The organism is Bradyrhizobium sp. IC3195, from assembly GCF_020193585.1.
Taxonomy (GTDB): domain Bacteria; phylum Pseudomonadota; class Alphaproteobacteria; order Rhizobiales; family Xanthobacteraceae; genus Bradyrhizobium; species Bradyrhizobium yuanmingense.
The window spans coordinates 49,749-75,053 of record NZ_JADYVG010000018.1 but is presented as its reverse complement, the minus strand read 5'-3'; the positions used below and the strand labels follow the sequence as shown (position 1 = coordinate 75,053).

Sequence of the window (25,305 nt, the reverse complement as noted above, 5' to 3'; positions counted from 1 at the left end):
ACTATTTTTCGCTGTTGCGGGTGGCGGATTTCGACCCGACGATGTCGGTCAGGCGGATGCGGTCGTATTCGCTCCAGACATTGGCCAACCAGTGCCGGACATAACCGCGCAGCACGAAGGAATAGTTCGCGGCCTCGTCGCTGATGCCCTTGTTGGCCACGAATTTCAGGAACGGGACGGAGGAGACCTCGACCTGCTCATAGGCCATTTCGTTGAGCTTGGGGATGGTCAGCTCGGTCGCGTCCTTGATGCGGTGGAAGTAGGAATTGTAGGTCGCCTGGTCCCACTGGAAGAACTGGGTGTCGTTGATGAAGTTCTTCACCAGGAAATATTTCGCGCCCCCCATGAAGCCTGCGGTCTCCGCGATCTCCTCCAGCGAGGCGATCGAGGGTCCGAGGATGTGGAACACGGCGAAGGTGATCTGGCCGGCCTTGGCGGCGTCGAGGAAGCCGATGTCGCGCAGCGAGGCCAGCGCCGGCGAAAGCAGGCCGGCGCGGACGTCGATCACGGTGACCGAAGGGCTGACAGCGTTGAGCGTGTCGAAGATCTTCATCTGATCGGCCGTCGTCGTCATGTCGACGATCTCGGTGATGTCGGGGTGGAAGCGTTTCAGGGTTCCGCGCGGCGACTCCGTATCGAACGCCCGCGTCGGCACGTTGTTGGCCGAGAAATAATCGAGCAGGGTGCGCGATACCGTGGTCTTGCCGACCCCGCCCTTGTCCGCGCCCACCACAACCACTGCCGGCTTTGCCATTGCTGTCCCCTAACGCGCGCCCCCGATCGCGAGGTCGCAATCGGCCGGGCCCCAAATCGATGTCCCGAGTCTGCTGTTGGGCGCGAACATGGCAGAAACAAGGGAGAATTCAATTCCTCGCGCTCCACTTACGGCAATTCCCGAGGATTTTCCCGATTGCCGGGAAACCCGGCGCATGAAGCGGCAAATCACGCCGTCAGTGACGGCTCCACGGTCCCATCGGATTGGCTGCCGGGGCTCCTGAGGGACTGGGCGCGGGAACGGGCGGCGGGTTGGCGGGACCGGCCGCATCGCTCCACGGCCCCTGCGAGAGCGGCGGCGGCCCGTCCTGCGCCTCGGCATGTTCGGTCTCGAGTTGTTCCGTCTCTTCGGCGGGGTCCGGCAGCGGTCCCGGATCGCGCCCGCCGGCGAACTTGACCAGCGCGTCGACCCGGGACTGCACGGAAGGGTGGGTCGCGAACAGGTCGGCAAAGCCCTCGCGCGGATTGTCGACGCAGAGCTCCATCACCGCCGAGGTGGCGCCCGGCAGCTCGCCGCGGCCCTCGATCTTGCGCAGCGCCGAGATCATCGCGTCGGGGTCTTTCGTCAGCTCGACCGAACCGGCGTCGGCGAGATATTCGCGCGACCGCGACAGTGCGAGCTTCACCACCTGCGACAGCAGCCAGGCCAGCACGATCAGCACGATGGCGATGATGATGACGATGATCGCGCCGCCGCCGGAGCTCTTGCTGTCGCTCGACGACGAGGACGACCGCGACGACGAGGACGAGCCCGAGGACGAGGAGCCGCCCGAGCTCCAGTTCAGATTCGTGAACAGGCGGAAGAACAATTCGCCGAAGAAGCCGACCACGCCGGCGATGATGACGGCGACCACCATGAGTTGCACATCGCCGTTCTTGATGTGGGTCAGCTCGTGGCCGAGCACCGCCTCGATCTCCTTGTCGTTGAGCGCATCGAGGAGACCCGTGGTGACCGTGATGGAATATTGCCGCGGATTGAGGCCGGTCGCGAACGCGTTCAGCGCCGGGCTCTCCATGATCTTCAGCTTCGGCATGGTGAGGCCGCGCGAGATGCAGAGGTTCTCGAGCAGATTGTAGAGCCGCGGCTGTTCCTGCCGGGTGACGCTGTGGCCGCCGGTCACGGCATCGATCATCGACTGGTGAAAGAAATAGGCGATCACGATCCAGACCGCCGCCACGACCGTTGCAATCGGCGCGGCCTTGAGCAGGTCCGAGAAGGCGTGTCTCAGATAGTACGCGGCGGTCTCACTGTCGTCGATGAACACCTCGGCCACCAGCGCGCCGGCATAGACCAGCACATAGACCAGCGCGAACAGGCCGGCGAGCAGCAGCATCGAACGAAGCTTGTTCGAGGCGATGTGCGTGTAGAGACCATACGCGGCCATGACGCGATGCCCTGCCGGCCTATCGGCTCAAATCAGAACTTCACCTGCGGCACGGTCTCGACGTCGGTGCGGCTGGCGCCGAGATCGAAGAAGTCCTTCTTGGTGAAGCCGAACATGCCGGCGAACAAGGCGGCGGGCAGCTGCTGGATGCCGGTATTGTATTCCTGCACCGCGTTGTTGAAGAAGCGACGACTCGCCGCGATCTTATTTTCGAGGTCGGAGAGCTCGGACGCGAGCTGCTGGAAATTGGCGTTGGCCTTGAGGTCGGGATAGGCCTCCGACAGCGCGATCAGCCGGCCGAGCGCGCCGGAGAGCTGGTTCTCGGCCGCGGACACCTGCGCCGGACCCTGTGCCGACATCGCCGAATTGCGCGCCTTGATGACGTCGTCGAGCGTGCCGCGCTCGTGCGAGGCGTAGCCCTTCACCGTCTCGACCAGGTTCGGGATCAGGTCGTGACGCTGCTTGAGCTGCACGTCGATGTCGGCAAAGGCCTGGCCGACACGCTGGCTCAGCGCCACCAGGCGGTTGTAGGCGCTGAAAGCGATCAGCGCGAGGACGACGATGACGCCGAGAACGATCCAGCCGGTCGACATGGAGAACTCCTGAAGAGGGAAGAAGGCGGGCGCTAGGGTAGACGAAATTAACGCAGGATGAGAGCCCGGCGCGGAGGGAAGGTAAGACTTGGTCGGATCAGGAACGGCCCGAGTTCAAGGCAGGCACGGCCAGCGAAATTAACTTTCGGACATGACGGCATCGCCCCAGCGCCAGCGCCGGGCCTCGGCATAGGCCGCCTTGTCCCGCCGCGGGACTTTTGCCGGCGCAACCCCAGCCTCCGTGCAAAGCTTGGCCGCGATCTCGGCCTTGCCGATGTCCGGCGGTGCCAGCACGCGCGCGGCGCGGCTCGCGGGCGGGGTGCGGGTCAGGGCGACGTAGATGAAGCGCTCGTCCTCGAACGGCACCTCGGCGCCCTTGATCTGCCGGTGCGCCTGCGAGCGCGGCAGGCGCTGGCTGAAATGGCACCAGTCGGGCGCGATGAGCGGGCACGGCCTTTCGTGCGGGCAGGGCGCGGTGACGAAGGCGCCAGCTGCGATCAGCTGCTGGCGCAGGGCGAGGATGCGGGCATAGCCAGCGGGCGTGCCGGGCTCGATCACCACCAGCGCGTGGCGCGCCTTGGCCCACATCGCCTCGGTCAGCTTGCGCTGATCGGCCTCGCTGAGCTCGCCGATGATGTAGCTGGCGATGACGAAATCGGCCTGTGAGACCTCGGCGAGGTTGCCGCCGGCATCGCCGGGCAGATAACGGCACTCCGCCAATCGCGAGCTGCCGTGTGCCAGTTCGAGCGCGAGCCGGCTCAGCGTGACGTTGGCATCGAGCAGGGTAAAATCCTGTAGCGACGGAAAGGCTTCCGCGGCGGCCCAGCTGGCGGTGCCCGGACCGGCGCCGACGTCGAGCAATGTTTCGGGGGCGAGATCAGGCGCGATCTCGGTGAGCGCATTGAGGCTCGCCGCCACCGCCGCGTAGGTCGCGGGCATGCGCGCCAGCGCATACGCGAGCGCATCTGCGTCCGACTTGATCGTGCCGGAGGTGCCGCCGGCGCGATACGTAGTCGAGATCCTCTGCGAGCGCCGGGCCGCGTCGCTGCGAGACAAGCCCTGTAGCTTGCCGTCGAGGGCGGCTTTCAGTTCGGCGGGAAGGGTGGGGGAGATCATCATCCGCAGTCATGCCCCGCGAAGGCGGGGCATCCAGTACTCCGAGACAGTGCCGTTAACCGAGAAGCCGCGGCGTACTGGATCAGTCCGCACCAGTGCGCAATTTGCGCACAAGGCGGATGATGACGCAATGGGTGTGGCGCGATCGAGCTATCACGCCACGTTCTGGTCGAGAATGTCCACGGCCTCGGCGAGGCTCACCGACACCAGCTGCGACACGCCGCGCTCGGCCATGGTGACGCCGAACAGGCGGTTCATCCGCGCCATCGTGATCGGGTTGTGCGTGATGATGATAAAGCGCGTGTCGGTCGAGCCGGTCATCTCGTGCAGGAGGTTGCAGTACCGTTCGACGTTGTGGTCGTCGAGCGGCGCGTCGACTTCGTCCAGCACGCAGATCGGCGAGGGGTTGGTCAGGAACACCGCGAAGATCAGCGCCATCGCGGTCAGCGCCTGCTCGCCTCCCGAGAGCAGCGAGAGCGTCTGCGGCTTCTTGCCCGGCGGCTTGGCGATGATCTCGAGGCCGGCTTCCAGCGGATCGTCGCTCTCGATCAGGTGCAGCGCGGCTTCGCCGCCGCCGAACAGCTCGACGAACAGGCGCTTGAAGTGGTCGTTGACGACGTCGAACGAGGTCAGCAGCCGCTCGCGGGCTTCCTTGTTGAGGCTCTGGATGCCCTGGCGCAGCCGCTTGATGGCCTCGACCAGGTCGTCGCGCTCGGTGACAAGGCCGGTGTGCTGGGTCTCGACCTCGCGCAGCTCTTCCTCGGCGCGCAGATTGACGGCGCCGAGGCGCTCGCGGTCCCGGCGCATCTTCTCGAGGTCCTCCTCGATCTCGTGCAGCGGCGGCAGTTCGGCGCCGGGCTCGAGCTCGGCAAGGCCGGCGACGGCCTGCGGCTCGACCTCGAGCATGTCGCGGATCTCGCGCTCGATGTCCTCGAGCCGGCGGCGGGCGCCTTCCATGCGCTCCTCGGCGCGGGCGGTGGCCTCGCGGGCGCTGGAGAGCGCCTCGAGCGTCAGCTTGGCGACGCGGTCGGTCTCGGCCATTGCGGTTTCCGCGGTGGCAAGTGCGTCGGCGGCCATGCGGCGGTCGTTCTCGGCGTATTCGATCTCGGTGATCAGCGCGCTGCGCTTCTCGGCGAACACGGCCGGGGCGTTTTCGAGCTCGCTGCGCTCGATGGTGAGCTCGGCGATGCGGGCCTGGATGGTGTCGATGTGGGAGGCCGCGCTCTCCTTGCGGTTCTGCCACTCGGTGCGCTCGGCGAGGATCGCCTGCACGCGGCGATCGGCGAGCTCGGCTTCGCGTGCCAGCGCCTGCGCCTCGGCGCGGACCTGGGCGGCCATGCGGCGGCGGCCTTCGATGTCGCTGCGGACGGCGGCGAGCTGGGTTTCGGTGTCCTCGCTTGACGGCAGCTCGCCGATGCCGGCCTGGGCGTATTCGTAGGCGGCCTCGGCTTCGGCGCGATCGGCGGCGAGCCGGCTGTGCGCCTCCGACAGCGTCGCCTTGCGCGCGGCATGGCGGCTGATCTCGCGCTCGGCATTGGCGTGGCGCTCGCGCGCGACGTTGAGCTCGCGCTGCGCGGCGCGCCAGGCCTCGCGGCTAGCGCCCTCGGTGCTGGCCGCCATCTGCAGCTCGGACTCGGCGTTCTCCAGCGCCTGGCGCTTGATCTGCGCGTCGATGCGGGCCTGCTCCAGCTCGTTCTCGATGTCGACGAGGCGGGCACGCTCGGCCAGGCGCCGCGCGGCGCCGGTCGGGGCATGCGCCGCGGCAACAAAACCGTCCCAGCGCCAGACGTCGCCCTCAGGCGAGACTAGCCGCTGGCCGGTCTTGAGCTGCGACACCAGCTCGGCGCCGCGCTCGCGCGGGACGACACCGATCTGCGCGAGGCGACGCGCCAGCTCGGCCGGCGCCTGCACATGGTTGGAGAGCGGAACGGCGCCTTCGGGCAGCTCCGGATCGCCCTCGGTGTGTCCGACATTGGTCCAGCGCATCGGCGCCGACGGATCGATCGGCGCATCGAGATCGTCGCCGAGTGCCGCGCCGATCGCCTTTTCAAAGCCCTTGTCGACGGTGATGCCGTCGATGATCGGCGGCCACAAATTCTTGGTCTCGCCGTTGACGATCTTGGAGATCGTGCGCGCCTCGGTCTCGAGCCGCTGCACGCGCTTGTCGGCCTCGACCAGCGGCGAGCGTGAGGATTCCAGCGTCTGGCGTGCCGCGACATGCGCAGCTTCGCTGGCCTGCGCCGCAGCTTCGGAGGCCGCCAGCGTCTCTTCCGCCGTCTCGACCAGCGCGGTCAGCTCGTCGAGATCGCCGAAGCCGCCGGTTGCTTCGGTGAGCTTCTGCTCTTCCGCCGTGACGTTCGCGATCTCCTGATCGAGCCGGGCGAGCTTGTCGCGATGGGTGCGGACGTTGGCCTCGAGCTGGTTGCGCTTGGCGGTGAGGTCGGCGAGCGCGGTGGTGAGCTCGGCGAAGCGCTGCTCGGTTTCGGTCAGCACCGCCTCGGCCTCGGCAACGCGCTCGTCGACGCCGGAGCGCTTCTCGACGCGCGACTTGATCTCTTCCTTCAGCTCGGCATCTTCGGCGTCGAGCCGCTGCAGCGCGACGTCGGCATCCATGGTCTGCTGCTGAGCACGGGAAATGTCGCCCCCGAACTGGGCAAGGCGGCGCTCGAGCTCGGTGACGCGCTCCTTGGCGCGCTCTTCCTCACGGTCGAGCTGCTCGCGGGCATTGGTCAGGCGCTGCAGGCCGGCCGCGGCGCGCGCTTCGGCATCGCGCAGCGCCGGCATCTCGGCGGCGCGGATCGCCTGGATGCGGGCGGCTTCGGCCTGGTGCTGGGTGCGCTCGGCCATCTCGCGCACGGCGAGATCGTGGGTCTGGCCGGATTCGTTGACGTCGGCATGGGCACCGACCCAGCGCAGGTGGAACAGCGTGGCTTCGGCCTTGCGGACCTTGGCGGCGATCTCGCGATAGCGCACGGCCTGGCGAGCCTGCTTCTTCAGGCCTTCCATCTGGCCGGAGAGCTGGCCGATCACATCCTCGACGCGGGTGAGGTTGGTTTCGGCCGCCTTCAGCCGCAGCTCGGCCTCGTGACGGCGGGCGTGCAGGCCGGCGACGCCGGCGGCGTCTTCCAGCACGCGGCGGCGCTGCTCGGGCTTGGCCTGGATGATCTCGCCGATCTTGCCCTGGTGAACGAGGGCGGGCGAGCGTGCGCCGGTGGCGGCGTCGGCGAACAGGATCTGCACGTCGCGGGCGCGCACGTCGCGGCCGTTGATGCGGTAGACCGAGCCCGCCTCGCGCTCGATGCGGCGGGAGATTTCCAGGATCTGGCTGTCGTTCATCGCCGCCGGCGCGGTGCGATCGGCATTGTCGATCGTCATCGTCACTTCGGCATGGTTGCGCGCCGGACGGTTGCCGGAGCCGGCGAAGATCACCGCATCCATGTCGGCGGCGCGCAAGCTCTTGTAGGAGGTCTCGCCCATCGCCCAGCGCAGCGCCTCGACGAGATTCGACTTGCCGCAGCCGTTGGGGCCGACCACGCCGGTCAGGCCGGGCTCGATGACGAAGTCCGTGGGCTCAACGAAGGACTTGAAGCCGTGAAGGCGCAGGCGGGTGATTTTCATAAGCACGCATCTCTGTTGGCAGGCGCGAATCCCCCTGCCGGGACAATACCATGGAAGGCAATGTCGCTGTCTGGGTGAGTCGCGCGAGGCGCCTCATGCGGCTGGACAATGGCCGCGGTGCGCCGCGAGGGCAACCGGCGAAAGCCGCTTTTCCCAAGGGATTTATGCCGGGAAAGATACGGCTTTCGAGATGCGAATCAGGATCTTGACGAGCGAATCAGCTCTTCAGCAGCGGGTTGATCTTCTTGGCGAACTCCTCGAACGAGGTGTCGCCCTTGATCTTCTCGCCGTTGATGAAGAAGGTCGGCGTCGAATCCACCTTGAGCACGTCGCTGGCATATTTCTGGTCGGCGGCAATCTTGTCGAGCAGCGCCTGGTCCTTCAGGCAGGCCTCGACCTGCTGCTGGGTGAGGCCGGCCTGCTTGCCGATCCGCGTCAGGGTCTCGGTGGTGTTCTTCATCACCCAGTCATTCTGCTGGCGGAACAGCATGTCGGTGACCGCGAAGTATTTCGGCGCATCGTCCTTGGCGATGCAGCGCGACAGCATCGAGCCGGCGGCGGCTTTGATGTCGAGCGGGAACTCGCGGAAGATGTAACGCACCTTGCCGGTGTCGATGTATTCCGTCTTGATCTTCGGGAACACCTGCTCGTTGAAGGCGGCGCAGTGCGGACACGTCATCGAGGCGTATTCGGTGATGGTGACGGCGGCATCCTTCGGGCCGAGCGCCATGTCGGGCAGCGACACCGGCTTGGCGACATCGGCGGCCGACTGCGCCATTGCTTCAGGGATAATGGCGTCCGAGATGAACCGCAGCGGCGAGAGCCCGGCGAACGCGGCAAGCCCGGTCAGCGACAGCATCGTGGTGAAGGCGCGGCGGGTGATGATCAAGGTCGGCTCCCGGGATTGGCAAGGTTCGCCCAAAGGACGGGTCAAGGTTTCCTGCTCGGACGGCCTGTCGCTAGCTTGAAACGTCGTTTGAGGCAATGGCGGGCGCTGCGGACAGGTCCAGTTTGGCCGCGGAATGAGGCTCAATTTCGCTTGATGGCGGCCCCAAGGCGCGCCAGCGCCGTCTTCAGTTCTTCATCTTCGATGTCGGTCAGGTTCTCCGCCACCTTGGCGACGGCCTTGGGGTCCGGCGGGCCGGGCCGCTTCCGGGTCCGGGGCCGCGACAGCGGCGCCTGGCGGAAGGCGAGCTTGCCGACCGCGCTCCAGCCGAAGAAGCGGTTGACCCGCTCCAGGATCACGTCGGCCGAGTGCTGGATATCCAGCGCCATCGGCCCCTCGACCCGTAGCACCAGGGTTGCCGGCTCCTGCGGCTGACCCTCGACCGGCCGTGGCCATTGCATCTTGAGCGGCTCGGCATGGGCCGCGATCTCCGGCCCTGCGATCTGCGCCCACCGCGTCACCAGCTCGCGCGCCGCAAAGCCCTGCTTGGCATAGGCCTCGGCAAAGACGTCGTCGAGCAGGATCCCGAGCGGTTTGGCGCTGACCGGGCCGGGCTTGAAGATGGGGCCGAATTTGGACATGAGCCGTCCGTTATGCCGCGGCGCGAGGCCGGATGGCCTTGAGGTCGCGATCGATCTCGCGCCGTCGTTGCATCAGATCATAGTCCATCTGCAGACCCAGGAAAAAGCCCTCCGACAGACCAAAATAGCGGGCGAGCCGCAGGTCAGTGTCGGCGGTGATGTCGCGCTTGCCGAGGACGATCTCGTTGATCCGCCGCGGCGGGACGTGAACGGCCCGCGCCAGCGCGTTCTGGCTCAGCTCCATCGGCTTCAAAAACTCCTCCAGCAGGATCTCGCCGGGATGGGGATTGCGGAGGAACCCGTTCCTAGTGGTAGTCGACGATTTCGACATCTCTCGGTCCTCCTTCATCCCACACAAAACAGATGCGCCACTGATCGTTGATCCGGATCGAGTGCTGACCTTCGCGGTTGGCTTTCAGGGCTTCCAGCCGATTGCCCGGAGGAACCTTGAGATCCGCCAACACCCGCGCCTGGTTCAGCAAGCGCAGCTTTCGCAAAGCCACATTCTGAATGTCGGGCGGCAGTTTTCGACTTCGCCGACCGGACCAGATCAACTCTGTCTCGGAGTTGGCGAAGCTCTGGATCATGTCTGTGTATAACGCAAGGCGTTATAGCGCGCAACGGTCCGGTCGCGCTGGCCACAGGCGGAATCCTCCTCTAGTAAAGGTGCATGCTCTCCACGACTGCGCGCAAGAAGGAACAGAGTACGGCGTCGTCGGTTCGCCCGCTCGCGCTCCTGCAATGGTACGACCGCCACCGGCGCCGACTGCCCTGGCGCGCCGCGCCCGGCGAGGCGTCCGATCCCTACCGCGTCTGGCTCTCCGAGATCATGCTCCAGCAGACCACCGTGAAGGCGGTCGGCCCCTATTTCGAAAAATTCGTCGCGCGCTGGCCGGATGTCACGGCGCTGGGGCGAGCCTCGCAGGACGACGTGCTGCGGATGTGGGCCGGGCTCGGCTATTACTCGCGCGCACGCAACCTCCATGCCTGCGCGGTCGCCGTGACGCGCGAGCATGGCGGCGTGTTTCCGGATACCGAGGAGGGGCTGCGCGCGCTGCCGGGGATCGGGCCCTACACGGCGGCGGCGATTGCGGCGATCGCGTTCGACCGCCGCACCATGCCGGTCGACGGCAATATCGAGCGCGTGGTGTCGCGGCTGTTCGCGGTCGAGGAGGAGCTGCCGCAAGCCAAGCCGCTCATCCAGCAACTCGCCGCGACGCTGCTGGCGGAGTCTCGCGCCGGCGACAGCGCGCAGGCGCTGATGGATCTCGGCGCCTCGATCTGCACGCCGAAGAAGCCGGCCTGCTCGCTGTGTCCGTTCACAGAGGACTGCACGGCACGCGCGCAGGGCACCCAGGAGACGTTCCCGCGCAAGGCACCGAAGAAGAGCGGGATGCTCAGGCGCGGCGCCGCCTTCGTGGTCACGCGCGGTGCCGAATTGCTGGTTCGCTCGCGGCCCGAAAAGGGGCTGCTCGGCGGCATGACGGAGGTGCCGTGCTCGGACTGGATCGCCGGCCAGGACGATGCAACGGCGAAGCAGCAGGCGCCGCAGCTCAAGGGGCTGTCGCGCTGGCAGCGCAAGGTGGGCGTCGTCACCCACGTCTTCACGCATTTTCCGCTCGAGCTGGTGGTCTACACGGCCAAGGCCGAGGCCCGGGTCCGCGCGCCCGAGGGCATGCGTTGGGTGCCGATCGCGACTCTGGCAGATGAGGCGCTGCCCAACGTCATGCGCAAGGTCATCGCGCATGGATTGGATCTCTAGCATCCATCCTGCTGACAGCAGGCTGTCAGCAGTCTTGCGCTAACAGGGGGCAAAGGAGATCTCGCATGGTCAAGACCGCGCTCGATAACTTCCCAAGGCCCCCATGCGCCGAGCTGCTCGGCTGGCGCCTGCTCGATGCCCGTCCGGAGGAGGGCTGGATCAAGCTCGGCTTCGACGGCAAGCCGGAGTTCTGCAACCCCGCGGGCTTCATCCAGGGCGGCATGCTCTCGGCGATGCTCGACGACACCATGGGTCCGGCGGTGCTGGTGATGAGCGAGGGCCGGCTCTACACCACCACGATCAGCATGACCGTGAATTTTTTGGCACCCGCAAAGCCCGGTCCGATCACCGGCGAAGCCAAGGTCACGCAGCTCGGCAAGACCATCGCCTTCGTCGAAGCCAAGCTGATGGCAGAGGACGGCACGGTGCTGGCGACGGCAAGCGCCAGCGAGCGATTGTTGGAGGCGGCGAGGGTGGTGGGAAAATAGTTCGGCGGTGCGCACTGCTCTTCCTTCTCCCCTTGCGGGAGAAGGTGGCGCGAAGCGCCGGATGAGGGGTTGCCTCAGCGAATTCTACGGCAAAAGATTTACCTGCGGACAGAACCCCTCACCCAAGTGAGTCCGCTTCTACCTGCGTCGCTGCCCTCTCCCGCAAGGGGAGAGGGCGTATTCGCGCACATCTCGCCTTGAGCAAAGAACTCACCCCTTCGCCCGCGCGTCCTTGCTTACGATCGGCGGCTTCGCATTCAGCGCCTCGACCTGAAATCCCGCAACGCGCTTGTAGTTCGCGGCGATGTCCTCCAGCTCCTTTTGCGACAGCACGTCGGTGACGACCTTGTACCCGTCAGGCGCGCGCTCCTCGACCAGCTGCATCACCTGCTCGGGACCGTTCTTGCGGTTGAGCAGGACGAGGTCGGTGGTTGCGGGCCGCCGCTCGGCCTCATAGGCGAGCAGTGCCGCCTGCGTCGGACCGTGCGCCAGGATTTCGCGCGTGATGACGCGCGCGTCGAGGATCGCCTGCGAGGCGCCGTTCGAGCCGATCGGGTACATCGGATGCGCGGCATCGCCCATCAGCGTGACGCGGCCGAAGGTCCATTGCGACACCGGATCGCGGTCGACCAGCGGATATTCGTAAGCGTGCGGGCAGTTCCTGATCAGGGCGGGCACGTCGAGCCAGTCGAACTGCCAGCTTTCGAACCAGGGCAGGAACTCATCGAGCCGCGCCGTGCGGTTATAGTCCTCGCGACGCCACTGATAGGTCGGCGGCATGTGGCGCTCCGCGACCCAGTTGATGAGGTGGTTGCCGTCGGCGTCCGCTTCTTTCGAGATCGGATAGCAGACGAATTTCAGGATCTCGTGACCGGCCATGATCATGCTGCGGCCGGTGAGGAAGGCTTTGGCCGGCGTGACGCCGCGCCAGAGGATGCGGCCGTTCCAGATCGGCGGGCCTTCGTTCGGATAGAGCTTTTCTCGTGCGGCGGAATGGATGCCGTCGGCGGCGATCAGGATCGTGCCCTCGTAGGTGCCGGCGGCCTTGCCGGTCGCCCTGTCGACAAAGTCGGCGCGCACGCCGCCCGCCGTCTCGCTCCAGCCGGTCAGATGATGGCTGGTGAGGATGTTGTCGCGGCCGAGCCGCTCGAGCGCGGTGTCGAGCAGGATCTGCTGCAGCGTGCCGCGATGGATCGAGAATTGCGGCCATTTGTAGCCGGCCTCAAGGCCGCGCGGCTCGCTCCAGATCGGCTTGCCGTGCTTGGAGAAATATGCGAGCTCGCGCGTCCGCACACCGCTGGCGTCCAGCTTGTCCAGCAGGCCGAGCTCGATCAGCTCGCGCACCGCATGCGGCAGCACGTTGATGCCGACCCCGAGCGGCTTCAGTTCCGCGACACTCTCGAACACTTTCACGGGAACGCCGATTTGATGCAGGCTGAGCGCAAGCGTCAGCCCGCCGATGCCGCCACCGGCGATGAGTACCGTCATGAGAAAACCCCTCCGATGGAGGCGTCTTGGCACAGCCGGGCGGCCGTGGGCAACTGCGAACAGGCCGCCTATGGACGGCGCGGCGGAGGACCGTTAACCTCCGGTTTTCCCCATGAGGTCCGACATGCTCAAGCTCTACTACGCCACCGGCACCTGCGCGCTCGCCACCTACATCACCCTGGAAGAGGCCGGCGCCGACTACACCGCTGAGCGGCTGAGCTTCAAGGATAACCAGCAGAACAGCCCGGACTATCTCGCCATCAACCCGAAGGGCCGGGTGCCGGCGCTGGTCACCGACCGCGGCGTCCTGACCGAGACGCCGGCGATGCTGGCCTATCTCGCGCAGACCTTCCCCAAGGCGAAGCTCGCGCCGCTCGACGATCCCTTCGACTTCGCCCAGGTGCAGTCGTTCAACTCCTATCTCTGCTCGACCGTGCACATCAACCACGCCCACAAGATGCGCGGCGCGCGCTGGGCGACGGAGGAGAGCTCGTTCGCCGACATGAAGGCGATGGTGCCGAAGACCATGGGCGCTTGCTTCAAGCTGATCGAGCAGAAGATGTTTCGGGGACCCTGGGTGATGGGCGATCAGTACACGATCTGCGATCCCTATCTCTATACGCTCTCGACCTGGCTCGAAGGCGACAGCGTCGACATCAATGCGACGCCGAAGATCGCCGATCACTTCAAGCGCATGTCCGATCGCCCCGCGGTGAGCAAGGTGATGGCGGCGCAGAAGGCGTAGGAGCGCAGCTGTTGTGGGGTGGGTTAGCACAGCGTAACCCACCTCGTCTGTCGCTGCGGAAGCCAAAGTGGTGGGTTACGCCTTCGGCTAACCCACCCTACGAGAGTTGCTACGGGAGTTTCCGCCTGGCTTGCTCCAGCTGCCGCCCCGTCTCCAGCATCAGCCTTCTCAGCCAGATCGAACCGGGGTCCATCTGCGCGCGCGTCGGGTGGAACATGAACTGCTCGTCGATCCCTGGATCGAGCGGCGGCGTCACCGTGACGAGGCCGAGCTGCTGCGACAGCGCGGCGATCAGCCGGCGCGGCACGAAGGCGACGAGATCGGTGCGCGCGGCAACGTGCAAGGCTTCGAGATAGCCCGGCACGACAAGCGAGATATGTCGCTCGACGCCTTTGCTGTGCAGCCAGGTGTCGATGAGATCCTCGGCATTGCCGCGGATGATCACGCCGACATGGCGGGCGGCCAGGAACGCCTCGCGCCGCTTCAGCCTCGATCCGACGGGATGGCCGCGCCGCACCGCCAGCGCGTCGCTGTCGGTGTAGAGCAGCTGGCGATGAAACCCCTTGAAGGCGTTGCCGATCGAGATCACGAGGTCGATGGTGCGGGCGAACTCGGCGTGGAAGATCGCAGGTCCCCGCCACGGCACCACGTCGATGCGGACGTTGGGGGCAAGGCGCGTCACTTTCGCCATCAAGGGCGGCATCAACAGCTCGACTGCGAGATCCGGCATCATCAGGCGGAACTGCCGCTCGCTGCGCGCGGCATCGAAGTCATCGGGCACGAACAGCCCGCGGACCTGGTCGAGCGCCTGCGCCAGCGGCGCACGCAAGGCGAGCGCCCGCGGCGTCAGCTCCATTCGTACGCCCGTGCGCACCAGCAGCGGGTCACCGAAGATGTCGCGCAGGCGCTGCAATGCGTGGCTCGTCGCCGGCTGTGACAGGCCGATCCTCATCGCCGCGCGGCTGACATTGGCTTCGCGGAGCAATGCGTCGAGCGCGGTCAATAGGTTGAGGTCGAGCGTTTTCAAATTCATAAGGTGAATAGATATCATATTTCATATCGATTTGAAGAATGACGTTGGCCCGGCGATGATCTCGGCGTTGTCACCACGAGGAGATGCCGCCATGAACGCGAGCGCCAACAAGAAACTGCTGCAGGATATCTTTGCCGCGGCCGCCAATCCCGATCCCGCCGCGCGCGACCGCGCCCTGTTCAGCGCAAGTCTCGCCGACGACGCCAAATGGGTCGTCACCGGGCAATATTCCTGGTCGCGCACCTTTGCCGGCAAGGACGCGATCCTCAAAGATCTGCACGGCTATGTCCGCACGCGCCTGCGCGACCGCACGCGGACCGTCGCCCATCGCTTCATCGCCGATGGCGACATCGTGGTGGTCGAAGCCAAGGGAGATAACGTCACGCCCGAGGGCGTGCGTTACGACAACGATTATTGCCTCGTGTTTCGCCTGGAGGACGGCAAGATCAAGGAGATTCGCGAGTACTGCGACTCCATGCTGACCGAGAAGGCGCTCGGCCCGTTTCCGCAAGCTCCCGCGAGGGCAGCGAGCTGACCGGCTTGGACCAGCTCGCGTCCACCGGCCGCTCCTGTTCGTCACGGCCCGCGATGTTTGTGCGGGCCTGCCGGGCGCTGCTGGAACTCATGCAGGCCCGGCGCGAGCGGTCTCGGGTCCGCTGCCAGCTCGCGGCCATGACCGAACGCGAGCTTCAGGATTTCGGGATGTCCCGGAGCGAGATCGAGCACGAGCTCAGAAAGCCGGTTCGGCGGAAATGAACGGAGTGGACCCCCGATGTCTCGCCTCTCGCAGTGCCAAGGCCGGCGGAACTATTGCGTGCCGCCGGCGTTCCCTCGGTTGCCGGGCGCGTCGCGCCCGCGGCAACCTGCGTTCTCGGGAATTTCATGCTGGCTGGGGCTTCGGACGTTTCAACGCAGGGAGGCCGCAGCTTCTCCGGACTGCGCGAACGACTAAGAGACGCAACGTCGGCCGCGCACCGCGACCTCGACGCGCAGCTATCGGCGTTCGATCTGACCGAGCTCTCCGGCTATCGGCGCTTTCTGCAAGCCAGCGCCGGCGCCTTGCTGCCGCTCGAGACGGCACTCGTCGAGGCCGACGTCAGCAGGGCTTTCTCGGACTGGCCGGAGCGGTCGCGAAGCGTGGCAATCCTGGCTGATCTCGAGCGCCTCGGCAGCGCGGTGCCGAGGCTGGTGTCCGTACCCCCACTGACGCGCAGCGGCGTGCTGGGCACGATGTATGTGCTCGAAGGCTCCCGTCTCGGGGCAAAATTCCTGCTGAAGATGGTCGCGGATTCCGGCAATCCGCGCATCCGCGAAGCTGTCGCCTATCTCAGTCACGGCACCGGCAGGCGGCTCTGGCAGACTTTCCTGGCGAAGCTTGCAACCAACGAGTGCTGGGACGAAGACGAGGCAATCGAGGCGGCCCGCATCGCCTTCGCCGCATTCGAGCAGGCGGCGGACCGGGCATGAACCAGGCCGTCAATCTCACCAATTGCGACCGCGAGCCGATCCACATTCCCGGCAGTGTGCAGCCGTTTGGCTTCCTGCTGGCCGTGCTCTCGGATTTCACGATCTGCATGGCCTCGGATAACGTCGGGAGCTTTCTTGGAACGGATGTTGCCGACCTGCTGCAGCGGCCGCTGTCGGGCGTGATCTCCGAGGCGGCGGTCGAAACGATCCGCAGCCGGGTCGATCATCTCGGCGGTCCGGATGCGACCGAGCGCCTGTTCGGCGTCGAGCTGCAGCCCGGCAAGCCACCCTTTGATCTTTCGATCCATCTCTCCGGCGTCTATCTGATCGTCGAGGCGGAGCCGAGCGTCCACGAGCCCGGCGTCAATTCCGGCGAGCTCGTGCGCTTGATGCTCGAACGGATCCGCAAGACGCGCGGAATGGCCGATCTTGCGCGCGAGGCGGCGCGTCAGCTTAAGGTGCTGACCGGCTTCGACCGCGTCATGGTCTATCAGTTTCACCCGGACGGGTCTGGCGAGGTGATCGCCGAGACGGCGGAGTCCGGGCTCGAATCCTTTTTCGGTCTGCGTTACCCCGCCTCCGACATCCCAAGGCAGGCGCGCGCGCTCTATCAGCGCAACTGGCTGCGCATCATCGCCGACGTCGACGCGCGGCCTGCCGCGCTGATGTCCACGGCCACGCATAATGCGGGACTGCTCGACCTGTCGATGAGCGTGCTGCGCTCGGTGTCGCCGATCCACATCGAATATCTGCGCAACATGGGCGTTGCCGCCTCCATGTCGGTGTCGATCCTGCGCGACGGCAAGCTGTGGGGTCTGTTTGCCTGCCACCATTATTCGCCGCGTTACATTTCGTTCGACAAACGCACGGCCTCCGAGCTGTTCGGTCAGATGTTCTCGTGGATCGTGGAAGGCCGCGAGCGCGAGGGTGACGTCGCCTATGAGGCCCGCGCGCATCAGGTCCAGGAGCGATTGATCGAGATCGCGGCCTCGCACGACCACAGCCGGCGGGCGATCGTCGATTTCCTGGGCGACTACCGCAAGATGATCGAGTGCGACGGCGTCGCAGTCTGGTCCGATAATACCATCGCGCTCGAGGGCGAGACCCCGACCGAAGACGAGGTGAAGGATCTCGTCGCCTTCATCAACCGGACTTCGCCGGGCCGGATCTTCGCCAGCGCCGAGATCGCCCAGGTCTACGCCGCCGGCCAGGCCTTCCGTGACCGCGCGGCGGGCTTTCTCGCCATCCCGATCTCGCGGACCCCGCGCGATTGCCTGATCTTCTTCCGCCGCGAAGTCACGCGATCGGTGAAATGGGCTGCCGATCCCAACAAGGTCTACGACGAAGGGCCGCATGGGCCGCGTCTGACCCCGCGCAAGAGCTTCGAGCTATGGCAGGAAACGGTGGCGGGGCAGTCGAAGCCGTGGTCGGCGGCCGATATCCGCATCGCCGAGAGCCTGCGCGTCACGCTGCTGGAGGTGATCCTGCAACTGTCCGACCTCGCCGCGCGCGAGCGCCGCGGGGCACAGGAGCGGCAGGAACTGATGATCGCCGAGCTCAATCATCGCGTCCGCAACATCCTGAGCCTCGTGCGCGCCCTGGTGGCGCAGAGCAAGGAGACTGCGACCGGCATCGAGGAGTTCGCCAGCGTGCTCGGCGGCCGCATCCAGGCTCTCGCGCGCGCCCACGACCAGATCACGAACCTGAACTGGGCACCCGTCGCGCTCCGCACCCTGGTCGAGTCCGAGGCCGGCGCCTATCTCGGTGCGCGCGCAGACCGGGTGAAGATGGGCGGTCCGGACGTCGCGCTCGATCCAAAGGCGTTCGCGACGCTGGCGCTCGTCGTTCATGAGATGATGACCAATTCCGCCAAGTACGGCGCGCTTGCCGATTCCACCGGCAGTGTCGAGGTGGTCTGGCGCCTCGACCCGTCTTCCAGCCTCGTCATCGAGTGGAAGGAGAGCGGCGGTCCGCCCGTGCAGCCGCCGTCGCGGCGCGGCTTCGGCACCACCATCATCGAGCGATCGGTGCCGTTCGATCTCAAGGGCGATGCCGAGATCCGTTTCGACCTCCTGGGCGTCCAGGCGAAGTTCGTCATTCCGCCCAACTTCGTCCAGCTCGTCCCATCCATCGCGGGAGCCGCCATGCGTATCGAGGAGCAGCAATCTGCCCGTCCACGGATTTCCGACACGGCCCTGATCGTGGAGGACAACCTGATCATCGCGATGGCCGCGGAGGTCATCCTGCTCGACCTCGGCGCCCGCCACGTCGACACCGCCGCAACCGTCGACCAGGCACTGCGCTCGATCGAGCGTTCGCGGCCGAGCTTTGCCCTGCTCGATCTCAATCTCGGCAGCGAGAGCAGCATCAAGGTGGCGCAGAAGCTGAAGGAGATCGGGGTGCCCTTCATCTTCGCGACCGGCTATGGCGAGCGCGCGCCGATCCCCGAGCAGTTGGCCTCCGCGCCGGTGGTCCAGAAGCCCTACACGCTGGAAGTGGTCGAAAATGCACTCGGCAAATTGCAGCAGGCCGGCGCCCAATAGGCATCCCCTGACGAACAGCATGCATCGGCGTGCATGGCACAGCGGATTCGCATGCGGCTTTGCATAGCTGCTGCCAAAATCGGCAGATTTGGTGCGGGTCGAGATCGGGCGGGCGAGGAATTTGAAGGTTCAATTAAGAAGTGTCCCCCATTGTGTCGCGGTGCAGCGTAGGCCGCCAGGGCGCGGCGTGCGGCTGCCGGAGTGGCCGTGACGATCGCCGGAGTCGTTCGGCCCCTCGAATTCACATGCATCTGGGTGGACAGTGGGAATGCCGAAATTTCGTTTGCGGATCAGGGGACGCCTGTACGCAGGCTTCATGGCCCTGGTGGCGGTGGGTCTCGTGATGGCGGTGGTTGCCGTCTGGAATTTGCGGGACGTGCAGGATCAGGTCGCAAGACAATCTGCCCTCTCGGACAGCACGGCGCGGGTGCTGGAAATATCGGCCCATCTGCAGGCTATTCAGCGGGCCAATTTGCGCTACGTCTACGACGGCAACGAGTCCGCAATGAAGGAAGCGCAAGAGCGCGAGACCGCGGCGAGCGAGCTGCTCCGGGTCGGCGCTCAGGGGGCGCTCTCCGAGGAGCGGCGCGCGCTCTACAACGGCCTGATCGACGAGATCGCGAAAATGCGACGCCTGCGTGACAATCTCGGCGACGCCGTCAACGAGACGAGAACGGGCAAGGCGACGCTGCTGCCGAGTGGCGAGGACCTTGCCACCAAGACGAACAAGCTCGTCGACGTGGCGCGCGCCGCCGTCGATGAAGATACCGCTTCCCTCGTCGCCGATCTCGAATCCCGAATCCTGCTCGTGAGGATCGTAAATTGGCGTTTTCTGGCCCTTCGCGATGCGCAGGGCCCTGCGACCTTCAGGGCGAGCATCGACAGGGCATTACAACGGCTCGGGGCACTCGAAAAGAGCCCGCAGGCGGCGGCGTTGCGCGCCACGCTGGCGCCGGTGAAGACCTCGCTTGAAACCTACAAGACGGCGTTCGAGACGACCTCCGCAGCGATGCTTAAAGCGGACGAGATCTACCACAAGAGCCTCGCGCCCCTCATCGTCGACAGCATCGGCAAGCTCAAGGTGGCGGAAACGACGCTGAAGGAGGACTACCAGGTATCGCGCACCACCGCCGAGGCCGTGATCGCGGGAACGACGACCGTGCAGGAGATCGCCGGCGGCCTCGCCATCCTGTTCGGAGGCATCGTCGCCTTCCTCATCGCCCGCAGCATCGTCGGTCCGCTGACCTTGATGACGCAGGCGATGGGGCGGCTTGCCGGCGGCAATCTCGAGGTCGAGATTCCCGGCCGCGGCAGGGCCGACGAGATCGGCGACATGGCCAAGGCGATCCAGGTCTTTAAGGACAACATGATCGAGACCGAGAGCATGCGCGCCGAGCAGGCCGAACTCGAGGCGCGGCAGGCCGAGAACCGCAGGAAAGACATGGCCAGGCTCGCCGATCAGTTCGAGCAGGCCGTGGGCGAGATCGTCAACACGGTGTCGTCGGCATCGGGCGAGCTCGAAGCCTCCGCCGGCACGTTGACGACGACTGCCGCGCGCGCCCAGGACCTCTCGACGGAGGTCGCCAGCGCTTCGCAGGAGGCCTCGGCCAATGTGCAGGCGGTCGCCTCTGCGACCGAGGAGCTCTCCTCCTCGGTCTCCGAGATCGCCCGCCAGGTGCAGGAATCCGCCCGCATCGCCACCGAGGCTGTCGGTCAGGCGAGCCGGACCAACGAGCGCGTCGGCGCGCTCTCCAAGGCCGCCGCGCGGATCGGCGACGTGGTCGAGCTGATCAGCACCATTGCCGGCCAGACCAACCTCTTGGCGCTGAACGCCACGATCGAGGCGGCGCGCGCGGGCGAAGCCGGCCGCGGCTTTGCCGTGGTCGCTACTGAGGTCAAGGCGCTCGCCGAGCAGACGGCAAGGGCCACCGGCGAGATCGCCCAGCAGGTCTCCGGCATCCAGGCCGCGACCGAGGAGTCGGTCGGCTCGATCCGGGAGATCAGCGGCACCATCGAGCGGCTGTCGGAGATCGCCTCGACGGTCGCCGCGGCCGTGGAGCAGCAGGGCGCGGCGACGCAGGAGATCTCCCGCAACGTCCAGCAGGCGGCCCAGGGCACCCAGCTCGTCTCGTCCAACATCGGCGACGTGCAGCGCGGCGCCTCCGAGACCGGCTCGGCCTCCTCGCAGGTGTTGTCGGCGGCGCGCTCGCTGTCGGCCGACAGCAACCGGTTGAAACAGGAGGTCGCCAAGTTCCTGAGCTCGGTCCACGCTGCCTGACGTCTTGAAAGCAAGAGGCCACGCGCATGCGCGTGGCCTCGAACAGCGGCGCGATCAAGCCACCTTGGTCGTCATGTGCTTGAACATGTTGGCTCGCGCTTCGTCGTCCATCTCGGCCTTGAAGGTGAACTTGTCCTTCAGGGCGATGGCGCGCGCCGCCGCCGGGCGCGCCGAGATCTCGTCGACCAGCCGCTTCACATTCGGGTATCGCGCAAAGGCGTCGTCGCCGAGCTTGAACGGCACCATCCGCGCCCAGCCCCACAGCGCCATGTCGACGATCGAATAGCTGTCGCCGACCATGTAGCGGCGGTCCTTCAGGTGAGCGTCGAGGATCTTGTAGTGGCGGTCGGTCTCGTACTGATAGCGGTTATGGGCGTAGTCGTGGTTCTGGTCCTTCGGCGCAAAATGCTTGAAATGCACGGCCTGACCGGAAAAGGGCCCGACGCCGCTCGCGACGAACATCAGCCAGGACAAGAGCTCGGCGCGGTTGGTTGGGAGGAATTTGCCGGTCTTCTCGGCGAGATAGAGCAGGATGGCGTTCGAATCGAACACGATGGTGCCGCCATCGTCGATCGCCGGCACCTTGCCGTTCGGATTGATCTTGAGGAATTCCGGCGTGAACTGCTCGCCCTTGCGGGTGTCGATCTTCACCGGCTCGAACGGCAGGCCGGATTCTTCGAGATAGAGCGCGACCTTGGTCGGGTTCGGTGATCCATTGAAATAGAACTTGAGCATCAAGCATCTCCCCGGTGTCTATATTGCCGCGCGCGGCCGCGGCGTCGTTGGGCGAGCCTGTCTTGCCTGAACCTCGCCCGAGAGAGCAACCGGCGAGTTTGCCGGGCGGTGTCTGCGCGGTACGCAGATCAGGCGGCGTAACAGAGGCCGATTGCCGCCGCAACGACCATGGCCGCGCCCACGGCTTCCAGCCGCAGGCCGAGCCGCGCGGCGAGATGCATGTCCGAGGCCCGCGCCGCGCGCTCCGACCCGCGCGCATAGCCGTGAACGATGACGTCGTGGTTGAAAGTATCGTGCGCCTCGTTGCTGCTGGCGAGCCCGACGCAGATCACGAGCACGCCGAACAGCGCCAGGCCGAAGAATCCGAGCAGCGCGATCAGGAACATCGGAAACATGCCGATCAGGAAGATCGGCAGCAGCGGCACCAGCAGCAATGTCTCGGACTGTCGTCGCATGGGAGCAGGCCGGTCAGGACGGAGGCTGATGGGGGCGAGTCTAGTCCTGGTTGGCGCGGCTTTCAACTCACGCGGACGTCATTCCGGGCTCGCGCGCTTTGCGCGCGCCCCGGAATGACTTAGGAGAGGAAACTACTCCGCCGCCATTCCCGCGCGGATCTCGGCGCGCAGCTCGTCGATCAGCTTGAGGCCCTTCCTGGTCTCGACGTGCCAGAAGGTCCAGCCGTTGCAGGCCTGCGCGCCTTGCGCCACCGCGCCGATCCGGTGGATCGAGCCGACCTTGTCGCCAAGCATGATGGCGCCGTCGGCGCGCACCAGCGCCCCTAACTTCTTCTTGGCGTCGAACAGCTTGGTGCCGGGCATGATCATGCCGCGCTCGATCAGCTCGGAGAACGCAACGCGCGGCGCCTCGCGCGCGGTCATGAACGGGGCAAGGCTTTCTTCCGGCAACGGTTCGACCTTGGCGATGCGCGCCTCGGCCGCCTTGGCGTAGGTCTTGTCGCGCTCGAAGCCGACATAGGAGCGGCCGAGGCGCTTGGCGACCGCGCCGGTGGTGCCGGTGCCGTTGAACGGGTCGATGACGAGATCGCCGGGCTTGGACGAGGACAGCAGCACGCGCGCCAGCAGGCCTTCCGGCTTCTGTGTCGGATGCACTTTCTTGCCGTCGGCGCCCTTGAGGCGCTCCTCGCCGGTGCAGAGCGGGATCAGCCAGTCGGACCGCGCCTGCACGTCCTCGTTGGCCGCTTTCAGCGCCTCGTAGTTGAACGTGTAGCCCTTGGCTTTTTCGTCACGCGCGGCCCAGATCATGGTTTCGTGCGCGTTGGTGAAGCGGCGACCGCGGAAATTCGGCATCGGATTGGTCTTGCGCCAGACGATGTCGTTCAGCAGCCAGAAGCCGAGGTCCTGCATGATGGCGCCGACGCGGAAGATGTTGTGATAGGAGCCGATCACCCAGATCGTCGCCGACGGCTTCATGGCGCGGCGTGCGGCGAGCAGCCAGGCGCGGGTGAAGTCGTCGTAGGCGGCAAACGAATCGAACTTGTCCCAGTCGTCGTTGACGGCATCGACATGGGATTCGTCGGGACGCTTGAGGTCGCCCTTGAGCTGCAGATTGTAGGGCGGATCGGCGAACACCAGGTCGACGCTGCCTGCCTGCAGCTTCGACATCTCGGCGACGCAATCACCGACGATGATGCGATGCGAAGGGGACTCAAAATTTGTGCGGGGCGCCCTTGCAGACGCCCCGCGACGCGACTCTACCATGACTCAAGAACTCTGACTCAGGCGACGCTGTCGGCGACGCGGGACCAAACAACCGACTGGCCGTTACATTGAAGGGGCAAAGTAAAAATCGACTTAACCAGCCGCTTTCGTGAGCACTCCTCGCATCATCGTTCGCGCACACATTGCTGCGCGCATTCGCCTTGTTTTACAGTGCATTTCGTACTTGCGCGGTTCGCTGGAGCGATCGTGGCGGGAAAAAGGCTGTAAATTTCTCTCGGAAAAAACTGCTCGGCCCTCGGAAAAATTTGCTGGCATCGACAGGCTGTCGCACTAGGCAATTTTTGCCGGCCACGATATTGATAAAAGCAACGGAAATTTTACGTATGTGGCGCGTTGAGCTTTCGCGTTTCTGTGCGCCGTCGAAACTTGAATCAGGGACCCCAGAGGAAAGGCCGCCATGCGCTACGATGACTTCCGCCGCAGCGACGACATCGAGGATCGTCGCGACGAAGGTGGTGGCTTTGGCGGAGGCGGAGGCGGCGGGTTCGGCCTGCCGATGGGCGGTGGCGGGCTTGGCATCGGCACCATCATCATCCTCGGCCTGGTCGGCTACGCCTTCGGCATCGATCCCCGCATCCTGATCGGCGGCGCCGAGATCCTCTCCGGCGGCGGCCATGCGCCGACCTATCAGACCGATCGTCAGGCCTCCTCCGGCAAGCGCGGCGCGCCGACCGACGAGATGGGCAGCATGATCTCCGGCATCCTCGGCGAGCTCGACGATCGCTGGAGCGAGATCTTCCAGGCCAACGGCCAGTCGTACACCGGTCCGAAGATCGTGCTGTTCCGCAACGCCACCAATGGCGGTCGCTGCGGCATGGCGCAGTCGGCCATGGGGCCGTTCTATTGTCCGCCCGACCGGACCATCTTCCTGGACACCGCCTTCTTCCGCGAGGTCGAGACCCGCTTTCGCGGCTGTTCCGGCAAGTCGGCGTGCAATTTCACCACCGCCTACATCATCGCGCACGAGGTCGGCCATCACATCCAGAACCTGCTCGGCATCATTCCGCGCGTGACGCGGCTGCAGCAGCAGGTCGGCTCGAAGGCCGAGGCCAATGCGCTCCAGGTCAAGGTGGAGTTGCAGGCCGATTGTCTGTCCGGCGTCTGGGTCAACCGTGAGGCGAAGAAGCGTCCGAACTTCCTCGAGCCCGGCGACATCGAGGCGGCGCTGACCACGGCGAGCGCGATCGGCGACGACACGCTGCAACGCCAGGCCACCGGCCGCGTGGTACCCGACTCCTTCACCCACGGCTCGGCGGCGCAACGCAAGCAATGGTTCATGATCGGCTACCAGCAGGGCACGGTCCAAGCCTGCAACACGTTCGGTGCGGGGGCGTTGTAACGCGTCAGCCCCGGAACGACGAGCGAGGGTGAAGAATGGCCTCCATCGACGAATCCAAACAATTCATCCCGCTCAACATTGCGGTGCTCACGGTGTCCGACACGCGCGCGCTTGCGGACGACAAGTCCGGTCAGACCCTCGCCGATCGTCTCACCGCTGCGGGTCATCATCTCGCCGCGCGCGAGATCGTCACCGATGATGTCGAGGCGATCCGCGCCGTGATCCGCCGCTGGATCGCCGATAGCGGCATCGACGTCGTCATCACCACCGGCGGCACCGGCTTTACCGGGCGCGACGTCACGCCCGAGGCGATCGAGCCGCTGTTCGAGAAGCGCATGGACGGCTTCTCGATCGCCTTCCACATGCTGAGCCACGGCAAGATCGGGGCGTCGACGATCCAGAGTCGCGCCACCGCCGGCGTGGCGGGCGCGACCTACATCTTCTGCCTGCCGGGCTCGCCCGGCGCCTGCCGCGACGGCTGGGACGGCATCCTGGCGGCTCAGCTCGACTACCGCACGCGCCCCTGCAATTTCGTCGAGATCATGCCGCGGCTGGACGAGCATCTGCGCCGGCCGAAAGCGCAGGGCGCGACGGTGTGAGTTCTTGCTTTTCTTCCCTTCACCCCTTGTGGGAGAAGGTGGCGCGAAGCGCCGGATGAGGGGTTCTCTCCGCGCG

General features: G+C 65.9%; 24 protein-coding genes. 10 read left to right on the top strand and 14 right to left on the bottom strand.

Annotated features, from left to right (window positions below):
• Position 1 precedes the first annotated feature (1 nt).
• The 9 genes from I6F09_RS27540 to I6F09_RS27500 all read right to left on the bottom strand — a co-directional run bounded on the left by I6F09_RS27540 (position 2) and on the right by I6F09_RS27500 (position 9,600).
• Positions 2–754 carry a hypothetical protein gene (locus I6F09_RS27540; RefSeq protein ID WP_036024846.1) on the bottom strand — a complete coding sequence of 251 codons (753 nt, stop codon included), beginning with the start codon at positions 752–754 and terminating at the stop codon, positions 2–4.
• A 196-nt stretch (positions 755–950) separates the two neighbouring features.
• A complete protein-coding gene (locus I6F09_RS27535; protein WP_225189508.1) occupies positions 951–2,159 on the bottom strand; it encodes a M48 family metallopeptidase in 1,209 nt (402 codons plus the stop codon).
• Between the two features lie 32 nt (positions 2,160–2,191).
• Entirely contained in the window at positions 2,192–2,752 is a 561-nt protein-coding gene (locus I6F09_RS27530; protein ID WP_225189507.1) for a LemA family protein, read from the bottom strand.
• A gap of 138 nt (positions 2,753–2,890) precedes the next feature.
• The gene (locus I6F09_RS27525) at positions 2,891–3,871 is read right to left on the bottom strand and encodes a small ribosomal subunit Rsm22 family protein (protein WP_225189506.1); all 981 of its coding nucleotides are present in this window, start codon (positions 3,869–3,871) and stop codon (positions 2,891–2,893) included.
• A gap of 150 nt (positions 3,872–4,021) precedes the next feature.
• Positions 4,022–7,486, bottom strand: a complete 3,465-nt coding sequence (gene smc / locus I6F09_RS27520) for a chromosome segregation protein SMC (protein WP_225189505.1) — start codon at positions 7,484–7,486, stop codon at positions 4,022–4,024.
• A gap of 217 nt (positions 7,487–7,703) precedes the next feature.
• The gene (locus I6F09_RS27515; RefSeq protein ID WP_225147857.1) at positions 7,704–8,375 is read right to left on the bottom strand and encodes a DsbA family protein; all 672 of its coding nucleotides are present in this window, start codon (positions 8,373–8,375) and stop codon (positions 7,704–7,706) included.
• Between the two features lie 140 nt (positions 8,376–8,515).
• Positions 8,516–9,013 (bottom strand): DciA family protein, encoded by a 498-nt coding sequence (locus I6F09_RS27510; RefSeq protein ID WP_225189504.1) that lies wholly within the window; start codon positions 9,011–9,013, stop codon positions 8,516–8,518.
• Positions 9,014–9,023: 10 nt separating this feature from the next.
• Positions 9,024–9,344 carry a HigA family addiction module antitoxin gene (locus I6F09_RS27505; protein WP_036024868.1) on the bottom strand — a complete coding sequence of 107 codons (321 nt, stop codon included), beginning with the start codon at positions 9,342–9,344 and terminating at the stop codon, positions 9,024–9,026.
• The gene (locus I6F09_RS27500; RefSeq protein WP_057026282.1) at positions 9,319–9,600 is read right to left on the bottom strand and encodes a type II toxin-antitoxin system RelE/ParE family toxin; all 282 of its coding nucleotides are present in this window, start codon (positions 9,598–9,600) and stop codon (positions 9,319–9,321) included. The genes I6F09_RS27505 and I6F09_RS27500 overlap by 26 nt, the downstream gene beginning before the upstream one ends.
• An 83-nt stretch (positions 9,601–9,683) precedes the next feature.
• Here I6F09_RS27500 and mutY point away from each other — a divergent pair, with 83 nt between their 5' ends.
• A complete protein-coding gene (mutY, locus tag I6F09_RS27495) occupies positions 9,684–10,775 on the top strand; it encodes an A/G-specific adenine glycosylase (protein WP_225189503.1) in 1,092 nt (363 codons plus the stop codon).
• A gap of 65 nt (positions 10,776–10,840) precedes the next feature.
• Positions 10,841–11,263, top strand: coding sequence for a PaaI family thioesterase (locus tag I6F09_RS27490; RefSeq protein ID WP_036006298.1), 423 nt, complete (start codon positions 10,841–10,843; stop codon positions 11,261–11,263).
• 210 nt (positions 11,264–11,473) lie between these two features.
• Here the strand turns inward: I6F09_RS27490 and I6F09_RS27485 are convergent, their stop codons facing one another.
• A complete protein-coding gene (locus tag I6F09_RS27485) occupies positions 11,474–12,751 on the bottom strand; it encodes a flavin-dependent oxidoreductase (protein ID WP_225189502.1) in 1,278 nt (425 codons plus the stop codon).
• A 124-nt stretch (positions 12,752–12,875) separates the two neighbouring features.
• Here I6F09_RS27485 and I6F09_RS27480 point away from each other — a divergent pair, with 124 nt between their 5' ends.
• A complete protein-coding gene (locus I6F09_RS27480) occupies positions 12,876–13,496 on the top strand; it encodes a glutathione S-transferase family protein (protein WP_036006329.1) in 621 nt (206 codons plus the stop codon).
• 109 nt (positions 13,497–13,605) lie between these two features.
• Here the strand turns inward: I6F09_RS27480 and I6F09_RS27475 are convergent, their stop codons facing one another.
• Positions 13,606–14,529 (bottom strand): LysR family transcriptional regulator, encoded by a 924-nt coding sequence (locus I6F09_RS27475; protein ID WP_225189501.1) that lies wholly within the window; start codon positions 14,527–14,529, stop codon positions 13,606–13,608.
• A 91-nt stretch (positions 14,530–14,620) separates the two neighbouring features.
• Here I6F09_RS27475 and I6F09_RS27470 point away from each other — a divergent pair, with 91 nt between their 5' ends.
• The 5 genes from I6F09_RS27470 to I6F09_RS27450 all read left to right on the top strand — a co-directional run bounded on the left by I6F09_RS27470 (position 14,621) and on the right by I6F09_RS27450 (position 20,817).
• The gene (locus I6F09_RS27470) at positions 14,621–15,064 is read left to right on the top strand and encodes a nuclear transport factor 2 family protein (RefSeq protein WP_225189500.1); all 444 of its coding nucleotides are present in this window, start codon (positions 14,621–14,623) and stop codon (positions 15,062–15,064) included.
• Positions 15,065–15,069: 5 nt separating this feature from the next.
• Positions 15,070–15,285, top strand: coding sequence for a DUF1127 domain-containing protein (locus tag I6F09_RS27465; RefSeq protein WP_225189499.1), 216 nt, complete (start codon positions 15,070–15,072; stop codon positions 15,283–15,285).
• Between the two features lie 126 nt (positions 15,286–15,411).
• The gene (locus tag I6F09_RS27460) at positions 15,412–15,996 is read left to right on the top strand and encodes a biliverdin-producing heme oxygenase (RefSeq protein WP_225189498.1); all 585 of its coding nucleotides are present in this window, start codon (positions 15,412–15,414) and stop codon (positions 15,994–15,996) included.
• The gene (locus tag I6F09_RS27455) at positions 15,993–18,539 is read left to right on the top strand and encodes an HWE histidine kinase domain-containing protein (RefSeq protein WP_225150225.1); all 2,547 of its coding nucleotides are present in this window, start codon (positions 15,993–15,995) and stop codon (positions 18,537–18,539) included. The genes I6F09_RS27460 and I6F09_RS27455 overlap by 4 nt, the downstream gene beginning before the upstream one ends.
• Before the next feature lie 268 nt (positions 18,540–18,807).
• Positions 18,808–20,817 (top strand): methyl-accepting chemotaxis protein, encoded by a 2,010-nt coding sequence (locus tag I6F09_RS27450; protein ID WP_225189497.1) that lies wholly within the window; start codon positions 18,808–18,810, stop codon positions 20,815–20,817.
• Positions 20,818–20,871: 54 nt separating this feature from the next.
• Here I6F09_RS27450 and I6F09_RS27445 read toward each other — a convergent pair whose 3' ends face one another.
• The 3 genes from I6F09_RS27445 to I6F09_RS27435 form a co-directional block, all read right to left on the bottom strand.
• Positions 20,872–21,552 carry a glutathione S-transferase family protein gene (locus I6F09_RS27445; protein WP_225114449.1) on the bottom strand — a complete coding sequence of 227 codons (681 nt, stop codon included), beginning with the start codon at positions 21,550–21,552 and terminating at the stop codon, positions 20,872–20,874.
• Between the two features lie 128 nt (positions 21,553–21,680).
• Positions 21,681–22,007, bottom strand: coding sequence for a hypothetical protein (locus I6F09_RS27440; RefSeq protein ID WP_036037226.1), 327 nt, complete (start codon positions 22,005–22,007; stop codon positions 21,681–21,683).
• Between the two features lie 132 nt (positions 22,008–22,139).
• Complete coding sequence (locus tag I6F09_RS27435; protein ID WP_036024862.1) at positions 22,140–23,270, bottom strand: site-specific DNA-methyltransferase; 1,131 nt, start codon at positions 23,268–23,270, stop codon at positions 22,140–22,142.
• 418 nt (positions 23,271–23,688) lie between these two features.
• Between I6F09_RS27435 and I6F09_RS27430 the strand changes: the two genes are divergently transcribed.
• Positions 23,689–24,630 carry a neutral zinc metallopeptidase gene (locus tag I6F09_RS27430; RefSeq protein ID WP_036006315.1) on the top strand — a complete coding sequence of 314 codons (942 nt, stop codon included), beginning with the start codon at positions 23,689–23,691 and terminating at the stop codon, positions 24,628–24,630.
• Positions 24,631–24,665: 35 nt separating this feature from the next.
• Complete coding sequence (gene moaB / locus I6F09_RS27425) at positions 24,666–25,229, top strand: molybdenum cofactor biosynthesis protein B (RefSeq protein ID WP_225189496.1); 564 nt, start codon at positions 24,666–24,668, stop codon at positions 25,227–25,229.
• Positions 25,230–25,305 lie beyond the last annotated feature (76 nt).

What these genes read in the sequence shown, in the direction of transcription:
- I6F09_RS27540 (WP_036024846.1), bottom strand. Translation starts at nt 754, where the DNA reads ATGGCAAAGCCGGCAGTGGTTGTGGTGGGCGCGGACAAGGGCGGGGTC.
- I6F09_RS27535 (WP_225189508.1), bottom strand. Translation starts at nt 2,159, where the DNA reads ATGGCCGCGTATGGTCTCTACACGCACATCGCCTCGAACAAGCTTCGT.
- I6F09_RS27530 (WP_225189507.1), bottom strand. Translation starts at nt 2,752, where the DNA reads ATGTCGACCGGCTGGATCGTTCTCGGCGTCATCGTCGTCCTCGCGCTG.
- I6F09_RS27525 (WP_225189506.1), bottom strand. Translation starts at nt 3,871, where the DNA reads ATGATGATCTCCCCCACCCTTCCCGCCGAACTGAAAGCCGCCCTCGAC.
- smc (WP_225189505.1), bottom strand. Translation starts at nt 7,486, where the DNA reads ATGAAAATCACCCGCCTGCGCCTTCACGGCTTCAAGTCCTTCGTTGAG.
- I6F09_RS27510 (WP_225189504.1), bottom strand. Translation starts at nt 9,013, where the DNA reads ATGTCCAAATTCGGCCCCATCTTCAAGCCCGGCCCGGTCAGCGCCAAA.
- I6F09_RS27505 (WP_036024868.1), bottom strand. Translation starts at nt 9,344, where the DNA reads ATGTCGAAATCGTCGACTACCACTAGGAACGGGTTCCTCCGCAATCCC.
- I6F09_RS27500 (WP_057026282.1), bottom strand. Translation starts at nt 9,600, where the DNA reads ATGATCCAGAGCTTCGCCAACTCCGAGACAGAGTTGATCTGGTCCGGT.
- mutY (WP_225189503.1), top strand. Translation starts at nt 9,684, where the DNA reads ATGCTCTCCACGACTGCGCGCAAGAAGGAACAGAGTACGGCGTCGTCG.
- I6F09_RS27490 (WP_036006298.1), top strand. Translation starts at nt 10,841, where the DNA reads ATGGTCAAGACCGCGCTCGATAACTTCCCAAGGCCCCCATGCGCCGAG.
- I6F09_RS27485 (WP_225189502.1), bottom strand. Translation starts at nt 12,751, where the DNA reads ATGACGGTACTCATCGCCGGTGGCGGCATCGGCGGGCTGACGCTTGCG.
- I6F09_RS27480 (WP_036006329.1), top strand. Translation starts at nt 12,876, where the DNA reads ATGCTCAAGCTCTACTACGCCACCGGCACCTGCGCGCTCGCCACCTAC.
- I6F09_RS27475 (WP_225189501.1), bottom strand. Translation starts at nt 14,529, where the DNA reads ATGAATTTGAAAACGCTCGACCTCAACCTATTGACCGCGCTCGACGCA.
- I6F09_RS27470 (WP_225189500.1), top strand. Translation starts at nt 14,621, where the DNA reads ATGAACGCGAGCGCCAACAAGAAACTGCTGCAGGATATCTTTGCCGCG.
- I6F09_RS27460 (WP_225189498.1), top strand. Translation starts at nt 15,412, where the DNA reads ATGCTGGCTGGGGCTTCGGACGTTTCAACGCAGGGAGGCCGCAGCTTC.
- I6F09_RS27455 (WP_225150225.1), top strand. Translation starts at nt 15,993, where the DNA reads ATGAACCAGGCCGTCAATCTCACCAATTGCGACCGCGAGCCGATCCAC.
- I6F09_RS27450 (WP_225189497.1), top strand. Translation starts at nt 18,808, where the DNA reads ATGCCGAAATTTCGTTTGCGGATCAGGGGACGCCTGTACGCAGGCTTC.
- I6F09_RS27445 (WP_225114449.1), bottom strand. Translation starts at nt 21,552, where the DNA reads ATGCTCAAGTTCTATTTCAATGGATCACCGAACCCGACCAAGGTCGCG.
- I6F09_RS27440 (WP_036037226.1), bottom strand. Translation starts at nt 22,007, where the DNA reads ATGCGACGACAGTCCGAGACATTGCTGCTGGTGCCGCTGCTGCCGATC.
- I6F09_RS27435 (WP_036024862.1), bottom strand. Translation starts at nt 23,270, where the DNA reads ATGGTAGAGTCGCGTCGCGGGGCGTCTGCAAGGGCGCCCCGCACAAAT.
- I6F09_RS27430 (WP_036006315.1), top strand. Translation starts at nt 23,689, where the DNA reads ATGCGCTACGATGACTTCCGCCGCAGCGACGACATCGAGGATCGTCGC.
- moaB (WP_225189496.1), top strand. Translation starts at nt 24,666, where the DNA reads ATGGCCTCCATCGACGAATCCAAACAATTCATCCCGCTCAACATTGCG.